The following is a 7,743-nucleotide window of genomic DNA, read 5'->3' as shown; positions in this document are numbered from 1 at the left end:
GGCCCCGACGGTTTGGGCTTGGCCGCGCCCCGGTCGTCCCGGCCCCGTGCGGCCCGCGCCGCCGACGCAACGCACGTCGCGAGAAGGGGCCGCGGCCAAGCCCAAACCGTCGGGGCCCGCCGCCCCCGCGGCCCCGCAGATCCAGCTGATCCCGGCCTCCGCCCAGGGAGCGCTCGACGCCGCCGAGGAAGCGGTCGACCTGCTCCTGGAGTCGGGCCGTGCGCCCGGCGACGTCCTGGTGATCACCACCGGTGAGCCGCACCCGTGGGCCACGCACGAGCTGTCCTTCGGCGAGGCGTCCTACTGGGCGCAGCACGACGCGCGCGACGACGTCTTCTACGCGGACGCCGCCGTGGCCTCACGCGCCGCGTCCCGTCCCGTGGTCGTGGTCGCCGTCAACGGCGGCACCGACGGCGTCGCCGCCACGGCGCTGCCCCTGGCCCACTCCCGGGCCGGCGCGCTGCTGATCGTCTGCGGTGACCCGCAGCAGATCAACGCGGTGCTGGACACGCACGTCTGAGCCGCCGTCGGCACGCCGGAGGCGTCGCCGACGGCATCAGCGGGCCGCCGCCCGGCGCAGCACCTCGGAGGCCGCCCCTCCGGTGCGCGGCGGCGGGGGCGGCAACTCGGCCGTACCGAAGGGCTCGGGTGCCGAGTCCGCGTTCGGCCGGCGGCCCCCGCGGTCCTCGCCGAGGACCTGCCAGCCGTCCCGGGTCAGCGTGATGTACGCCCCGCAGCGCAGTCCGTGCAGGGTGCAGGCGTCACGCAGACCCCACATCCACGCACCGTCCTCCTCCGTCCAGCGCGCGTCGCCGTCACGGCAGTAGAGCAGTACGGCGGTGCGCACCGGAGTGCGGCGCCGCAGATCGTGCGGGATGACCCGGCGCAGCTGGGCGAGCAGCGCGTTGCGGAGCATCCAGCCGTCGGCGGGCGCCGGCCGGCGGGTGAACGACGCGCTCGCCCGCAGCCGGTCGTCCGGGTCGAGGACCGCGATCACAGCGGTGGCCGGCGTGGGCCGGTGCCGGGCGTGCAGTCCGCTGACGACCTCGCGGGGATTGCGCAGCAGAGGGATGCCCGCGGCAGCCCACTCCGCGGGTTCGAGCACGCGATGGGCGGAGGCGGCGGGCGTCGACAACGATGCCGCCGAGGACGGGGCGAATCCGAAGGTCACGTTCCTCCCTTCGGCAACGCGCCCACACTGCGGGCGGGGTCGGATTCGGGGGAGCGCACACCGCAGGAGAGCCCTGCCGATCGCGGCCGGGCCGTGCGGGGAGCGGACCTCAATTCTTCCTGTCGAACTTGGATGCGGCAACGAGCATTTGAGGGCACCGGCCCTTATCGGGCAACCCGCGGCTTATATTCCTACCCGGTGTGTCGCCGTACGACTCCTGAGACCGGTCCCGCCGGGCGGACCGGAGTGGCTGATTGTCAGTGCCATCGGGTTGCATGGAGGCATGGAAGACCTGGAACTCCGTGCCGAAGCCGACGCCGTCCTCGCCGAGCTCGTCGGTGAGCCGGGAGGCTCGGCGCGGTTGCGCGAGGACCAGTGGCAGGCGGTGGCGGCTCTGGTGCGGGAGCGACGGCGTGCACTGGTGGTGCAGCGCACCGGCTGGGGCAAGTCGGCGGTGTACTTCGTCGCCACCGCTCTGCTGCGCCGGCGCGGCTCCGGCCCGACGGTGATCGTCTCGCCGCTGCTGGCGCTGATGCGCAACCAGGTCGAGTCGGCGGCACGGGCCGGTATCCGGGCGCGCACCATCAACTCGGCCAACCCGGAGGAATGGGACAGCATCCACGAGGAGATCGAGCGTGGTGGTATCGACGTTCTCCTGGTGAGTCCGGAGCGCCTCAACGCGGTGGATTTCCGCGAGCAGGTGCTGCCCGGGCTCGCGGCCACGACCGGTCTGCTGGTGGTCGACGAGGCGCACTGCATCTCCGACTGGGGGCATGACTTCCGTCCGGACTACCGCCGGCTGCGGGCGATGCTGGCCGAGCTCGCCCCCGGCGTCCCGGTGCTGGCCACCACGGCGACCGCCAACGCGCGGGTCACCGCGGACGTGGCCGAACAGCTGGGCACCGGCGCCGGCGGGGCCCTGGTGCTGCGGGGCCCTCTGGAGCGGGAAAGCCTGCGGCTGGGTGTGGTCCGGCTGCCGGACGCCGCGCACCGCCTGGCCTGGCTCGCCGAGCACCTGGACGAGCTGCCGGGCTCCGGGATCGTCTACGCCCTCACCGTCGCCGCCGCCGAGGAGGCCACCGCCTTCCTGCGGCAGCGCGGCTTCAAGGCGGCCTCCTACACGGGGCGCACGGAGAACGCCGACCGGCTGCAGGCCGAGGCCGACCTGCTGGAGAACCGGGTCAAGGCGCTGGTCGCGACCTCGGCGCTCGGGATGGGCTTCGACAAGCCGGACCTGGGCTTCGTGGTCCACCTCGGCTCGCCGTCCTCGCCGATCGCCTACTACCAGCAGGTGGGCCGCGCGGGCCGCGGGGTGGACCACGCCGATGTGCTGCTGCTGCCGGGCAAGGAGGACGAGGCCATCTGGCGCTACTTCGCCGACACCGCCTTCCCGCCCGAGGCACAGGTCCGCCAGACCCTCTCGGCCCTCGCGGACGCGGGACGGCCCCTGTCCGTGCCGGCTCTGGAGGCCCTGGTCGACCTCCGGCGCAGCCGGCTGGAGACGATGCTGAAGGTGCTGGACGTCGACGGCGCGGTGAAGCGGGTGAAGGGCGGCTGGATCTCCACCGGCGAGGAGTGGGTCTACGACTCCGAGCGGTACGCCCGGGTCGCCCGGCAGCGGGCGGCCGAGCAGCAGGCCATGCGCGAGTACGCGAGCACGGCACAGTGCCGGATGGAGTTCCTGCGCCGGCAGCTGGACGACGAGGGGGCGGCCCCGTGCGGCCGTTGCGACAACTGCGCGGGGGCCTGGGCCGACGCCTCCGTCTCGGCGGAGACGCTGGCGGGGGCGGCGAAGGAACTGGACCGCCCGGGGGTGGAGATCGAGCCGCGCCGCATGTGGCCGACGGGGATGCCCGCACTGGGCGTCGACCTCAAGGGACGTATCCCGGCCGGGGAGCAGTGCTCCACCGGGCGTGCTCTGGGGCGGCTCTCGGACATCGGCTGGGGCAACCGGCTGCGCCCGCTGCTGGCCGAGAACACGCCCGACGGGCCGGTTCCCGACGACGTCCTGCGGGCCGCGGTGGCGGTCCTCGCCGACTGGGCGCGCTCTCCGGGCGGCTGGGCACCGAATGTCCCGGACGCCACCGCCCGGCCCGTGGGCGTCGTCGCCGTGCCGTCCCTGTCCCGCCCGCACCTGGTCGGCTCCCTCGCCCGGGGCATCGCAACCGCCGGGCGCCTCCCCTTCCTGGGGGCCCTGACGTACACCGGGCCGGGCGAGCACGCGGTGCGCCGCAGCAACTCCGCCCAACGCCTCAGGGCGCTGTCCGGCGCCTTCACCGTCTCCGAGGAGCTGACCGCTGCCCTGGCCCGCTCTCCCGGCCCCGTCCTGCTCGTGGACGACCGCACCGACTCCGGCTGGACCCTCGCGGTCGCCGCCCGCCTGCTCCGCCGGGCGGGCAGCGGACAGGTTCTGCCGCTGGTCCTCGCCGCGGCGGGCTGAGCCGCCCCATCCTGGGGTGCGACATTCCGTGGGCGCGGCATTCCGTGGGCGCGACCGGACCCGTTGCCCCGCCGTGACGGGCGCGCACCCGTCTCCCGGCAGGGCCCGAACCCGCGGCCAAGCGATCGGAAGCGTCCGGTGACGGTCCGCCGGGGAGGCTCCGGACCCGCAGGGACGAGCTGACCGGTGTGTCATCCGGCGGACCTTTTGCGGTCCCCGGAAACCGGAAAGACGAGGCGGGACGGAGCCGGGCCCGCTTACGGCTGACGTGTCCTTGACCGGAGTTGTCCACAGGGTCAAGCGGATTTTTGCGTTCCGCGAGATCGTCGACGCATGACGAACCACAGCGAAACGACCGGACCCTCCGAAAACGGCGACATCGCCTACGACGGGCCTGGCCCCGAACACCAGGTCACCCTCCGCACTCCGGCCGAGCTCGCCGACGCCCTGCCGTATCTGCTCGGGTACCGGCCCGAGGACAGCATCGTCCTGGTCGCGCTGCACGATCGCGGCGGGCGCGGCAGGTTCGGCGGAAGGGCCAGGCTCGGCATTCCTCCCAGCAGCGACGACTGGCCGTCCGCGGCCCGTCAGCTGGCCCACGGCCTGATCACGGGCAGCGAGCGCAGGGGGGCCAAGCCGGAGCAGATGGTGGCTTTCGTCTGTCAGGAGCCGGCGGCGGGTGAGACGGGACGGCAGGTCATGCGGCGGCTGGAGCCGCTGGCCCGGAAACTGCGCACGGAGTGCGGCCGCCTCGACGTTCCCGTGATCGAGGCGCTCTGCATCTCCGGCGGCCGCTTCTGGTCGTACTGCTGTCCGACCGAGAGCTGCTGCCCCGAGGACGGGCTGCCCATGGGGCTGCCCGGCACCTCCGTGCTGGCCGCCGCGGCCACCTACGCCGGCATCCAGGTACGGGGCAGCCTGAAGGAGCTGAGGGCCAGACTGCTTCCCTGGGAGACCTCCGCGGCCCTGGAGCAGGAGATCGCCCTGGACGCCGCCGGCATGTCCCTGGTGCCCAGGATCCTCGACGAGGCGGACCGCGCGGCGGTGGCCGAGGAGACCCTGGAGCTCGCCGGGCGCGTGATGCGCCGGTTCGCCGAGGCCCCCTCCGTCCCCGACACCGTCCCCGCGGACCTCCGCGACGACCGGCTGCTCGAGCACGAGGAGGCCGCGTCGCTGATCCTCGGCCTGCAGGACCGTACGACACGCGACCGCGCGGCGGAGTGGATGGAAGGAGACGAGGCGGGCCCGGCACTGCGGCTGTGGCGGGCCCTCGCCCGCCGTTGCGTCGGTCCGTACGGCGAACACGCGGCGGCGCCGCTGACTCTCGCGGGCTGGGTCGCCTGGTCGGCCGGGGACGAACTGGAGGCCCGGGAAGCCCTGGCCATGGCGCTGGGAGCGGACCCCGACTACCTCTTCGCCCGCCTCCTGCACCAGGCCTGCAACGAGGGACTGGACCCCGAATCCGTCCGGCGCTGCCTGCGCGCGGAGCGCCGGGGACGTACGGGGGCGAAAGCCGGCGGCGCCGACACGGAGGAGACGGCAGAAGCCGCCATGCCGCAGGAAGGACCGGCCGCCGGGGCCGGCGCGGACGCCGCCGTGCCGCACGAGGCAACCGGAACCGAAGGCGGCTGTGCGCCGGTGGCGCCGGGTGCGGCGTCCCGCCGTCGGCGCCGGACGTGGGCGGGCAGGCCGGGCCCGGACGGGACGCACCCGGCGGCCTCGCGGACGGACGGCGCACGCCCGGGTCCTTTCAGGGCATCGGGCCGCACACGTGCGCGTACCTCGGCGAAGGGCGGTCCGCGTCGCCGAGGCGCTGCTGGGCCGGGCGCGGAACCGGGCAGCGACGCCTCCAAGGGACACGGGTGAACGCTCATCCGAGCGGCGGTGCCCGCAGTTTCCCGGCCCGGCCGGAAAGCCCGCGGACCGATGCGGATCAGCCGTCGTGCGATCGGGGAAGGGAGTGTTTATCGTCAGGCAGACGACTATGATCGCGGCATGGCCTACGACCCGTCAGCCTTTCCCCCCTTCGCCGTCACCGTGGACCTGGTCGTGCTGACCGTGCGCCGCCATTCCCTGTGCGCGCTGGCGGTACGCAGGGGCGAGCCTCCGTTCCAGGGCCGGTGGGCGCTGCCCGGAGGTTTCGTACGGGCCGACGAGGACCTGGCGCAGGCGGCGGCGCGGGAGCTGGCCGAGGAGACCGGACTGCGCGTCCACGACTCGTTCGCCCCGGTCCAGGACAACGGTGCGCACCTGGAGCAGCTCGCGACCTACGGCGACCCCAAGCGCGATCCCCGCATGAGGGTCGTCAGCGTCGCTCACCTCGCCCTCGCTCCGGAGCTGCCCGCGCCCCGGGCGGGCGGCGACGCCGGCGACGCCCGGTGGGCGCCCGTGGAGGAGCTGCTGCAGCAGGGCGGCTACGGCCGCGACGGGGAGCCGGTGGCGCCGCTCGCCTTCGACCACACCCAGATCCTCGCGGACGGAGTCGAGCGAGCCCGCTCGAAGATCGAGTACTCGTCGCTGGCGACCGCGTTCTGCCCGCCGGAGTTCACGGTCGGGGAACTGCGCCGTGTTTACGAGGCGGTGTGGGGCGTGGCCCTCGACCCGCGCAACTTCCACCGCAAGGTGACAGGTACGCCGGGCTTCCTGGTGCCGACCGGGGGCACGACCACTCGGCAGGGCGGACGGCCCGCCCAGTTGTTCCGGGCAGGCGGAGCCACGCTGCTCAATCCGCCGATGCTGCGCCCGGAGGTCTGACCCCCGGCCCCGGCGGATCGCCGAGTGCGCCACGGGCCGGAGAACCCGAAAGAACGGGGCAATACCCTAAAAAACAGACATGGCGCGCTATCTTGCTGCGGGTGATCCAGGCCTTCGGATTGACCAGCGACTCCCGTAAGGACCTTCCGCCTGCCGTCGACGACGTCTCCTTCGAAGCACACGCGGGCCGCGTCACCGTGCTCCTCGGAGCGGCGGGCGCGGGCAAGACGGCGACGCTCAGACTCATGCTCGAGCTCCAACAGGGCCGTGGCATCACCTACTTCAAGGGTCGGCCTCTGCACCGCATCGCCCATCCCGCGCGCGAGGTCGGCGTTCTCCTCGGCGACGTCCCGGGACACCCCTCACGCACGGTCCGTGGCCACCTGCGGATGCTGTGCGCCGTCATGGGGCTTCCCGCCCGGCGTGCCGACGAAGTCCTCGAGGTCGTCGGGCTCGTCAGCCTCCGGGAGGAGCGCCTGGGCACTCTGTCGCGGGGGATGGACCGACGGCTGGGGCTGGCCTGCGCCCTGCTGTCCGATCCGCACACGCTGGTGCTCGACGACCCGGCCGGCGGGCTGTCCGCGCGGGAAGGCCGTTGGCTGCACGGCATGCTGCGGGCCCATGCCGCCCAGGGCGGCACGGTCCTGTTCACCACGGCCGACCCCAAGGAGGCGGCACGCACCGCCGACCGCGTCGTCACCCTCGAGGGTGGCAGGCTCGTCGCCGACCAGGAGGCCAAGGACTTCGCCCGCAACCGCCTGCGTCCCCGTGTCGCCGTCCGCAGCCCGCACGCCGCCCGGCTCGGGGCCCTGCTGGCCAAGGAGGCCCGCACCGCCCGCCGCTCCGTGGAAGTCGTACGCGAGGACGGCAACCGTCTGTCGGTCTACGGCAGTACGTGCGCCGACATCGGGGAGGCCGCGTTCCGTCACGGCATCCTCATCCACCAACTCGCTGACGAGATCGGCGACATGGGTCCCGGGGCCGGGACGGTTCCCTCGGGTGCGAACCCGGCGGCCGAAGAGCCGTGGGCCCGGGCGGCGTCCACGGCCGCCGGCAAGCGGCAGGCGTCCGCCACCGGCCCTGCGGCGCACGCGGCAGTCGTCGCGCGCACGGAAGACACAGGAGTCACCGTCACGGAAACCCCGGGAGGCGTGACTGTCCCCGCGGGTCCCCCACAGGCATCCGTCACCGCACACGAGGACAGTACACCGCACGAAGCGCGTGCGAAGGTCGGCGCCTCCGCGGCCCACGCCGGGAACAGGCTCCGCGCGGCCGGTCCCGACGGCGGGGTACCCGCCACGGGCCCGGCCGGCCCGCACCCGGTCACCGTTTCCGACGCCCCGGACCCGGCCGGCGGTGCCGAGGCCCTGTACCGCAC

Annotated in this window: 6 protein-coding genes; 5 read left to right on the top strand and 1 reads right to left on the bottom strand. The window is 74.1% G+C overall.

Going from position 1 to position 7,743, the window contains the following annotated elements; all coding sequences use genetic code 11:
* A partial coding sequence (locus C1I97_RS26270) for a hypothetical protein (RefSeq protein WP_258382745.1) occupies nucleotides 1-520 on the top strand: 520 nt, incomplete at its 5' end.
* A 36-nt stretch (nucleotides 521-556) separates the two neighbouring features.
* Here C1I97_RS26270 and C1I97_RS26265 read toward each other — a convergent pair.
* Nucleotides 557-1,171 carry a hypothetical protein gene (locus tag C1I97_RS26265; RefSeq protein WP_111005639.1) on the bottom strand — a complete coding sequence of 205 codons (615 nt, stop codon included), beginning with the start codon at nucleotides 1,169-1,171 and terminating at the stop codon, nucleotides 557-559.
* Between the two features lie 283 nt (nucleotides 1,172-1,454).
* Between C1I97_RS26265 and C1I97_RS26260 the strand changes: the two genes are divergently transcribed.
* The 4 genes from C1I97_RS26260 to C1I97_RS26245 all read left to right on the top strand — a co-directional run.
* The gene (locus C1I97_RS26260; protein WP_111005638.1) at nucleotides 1,455-3,611 is read left to right on the top strand and encodes a RecQ family ATP-dependent DNA helicase; all 2,157 of its coding nucleotides are present in this window, start codon (nucleotides 1,455-1,457) and stop codon (nucleotides 3,609-3,611) included.
* Nucleotides 3,612-3,944: 333 nt separating this feature from the next.
* A complete protein-coding gene (locus C1I97_RS26255) occupies nucleotides 3,945-5,477 on the top strand; it encodes a DUF4192 domain-containing protein (protein ID WP_111005637.1) in 1,533 nt (510 codons plus the stop codon).
* Between the two features lie 129 nt (nucleotides 5,478-5,606).
* The gene (locus tag C1I97_RS26250; RefSeq protein ID WP_111005636.1) at nucleotides 5,607-6,365 is read left to right on the top strand and encodes an NUDIX hydrolase; all 759 of its coding nucleotides are present in this window, start codon (nucleotides 5,607-5,609) and stop codon (nucleotides 6,363-6,365) included.
* 101 nt (nucleotides 6,366-6,466) lie between these two features.
* Nucleotides 6,467-7,743, top strand: a 1,277-nt coding sequence (locus C1I97_RS26245) for an ATP-binding cassette domain-containing protein (protein WP_441349154.1), incomplete at its 3' end; no start/stop codon positions are given.

It is taken from the genome of Streptomyces sp. NTH33, from assembly GCF_003236365.1.
Classification (GTDB): Bacteria; Actinomycetota; Actinomycetes; order Streptomycetales; family Streptomycetaceae; genus Streptomyces.
The sequence above is the reverse complement of the archived record's forward strand: the minus strand, read 5'-3'. Positions and strand labels throughout refer to the sequence as shown.

Bases quoted from the DNA above. Each gene is read 5' to 3' on its own strand.
- C1I97_RS26260 (WP_111005638.1), top strand. From the start codon at position 1,455: ATGGAAGACCTGGAACTCCGTGCCGAAGCCGACGCCGTCCTCGCCGAG.
- C1I97_RS26255 (WP_111005637.1), top strand. From the start codon at position 3,945: ATGACGAACCACAGCGAAACGACCGGACCCTCCGAAAACGGCGACATC.
- C1I97_RS26250 (WP_111005636.1), top strand. From the start codon at position 5,607: ATGGCCTACGACCCGTCAGCCTTTCCCCCCTTCGCCGTCACCGTGGAC.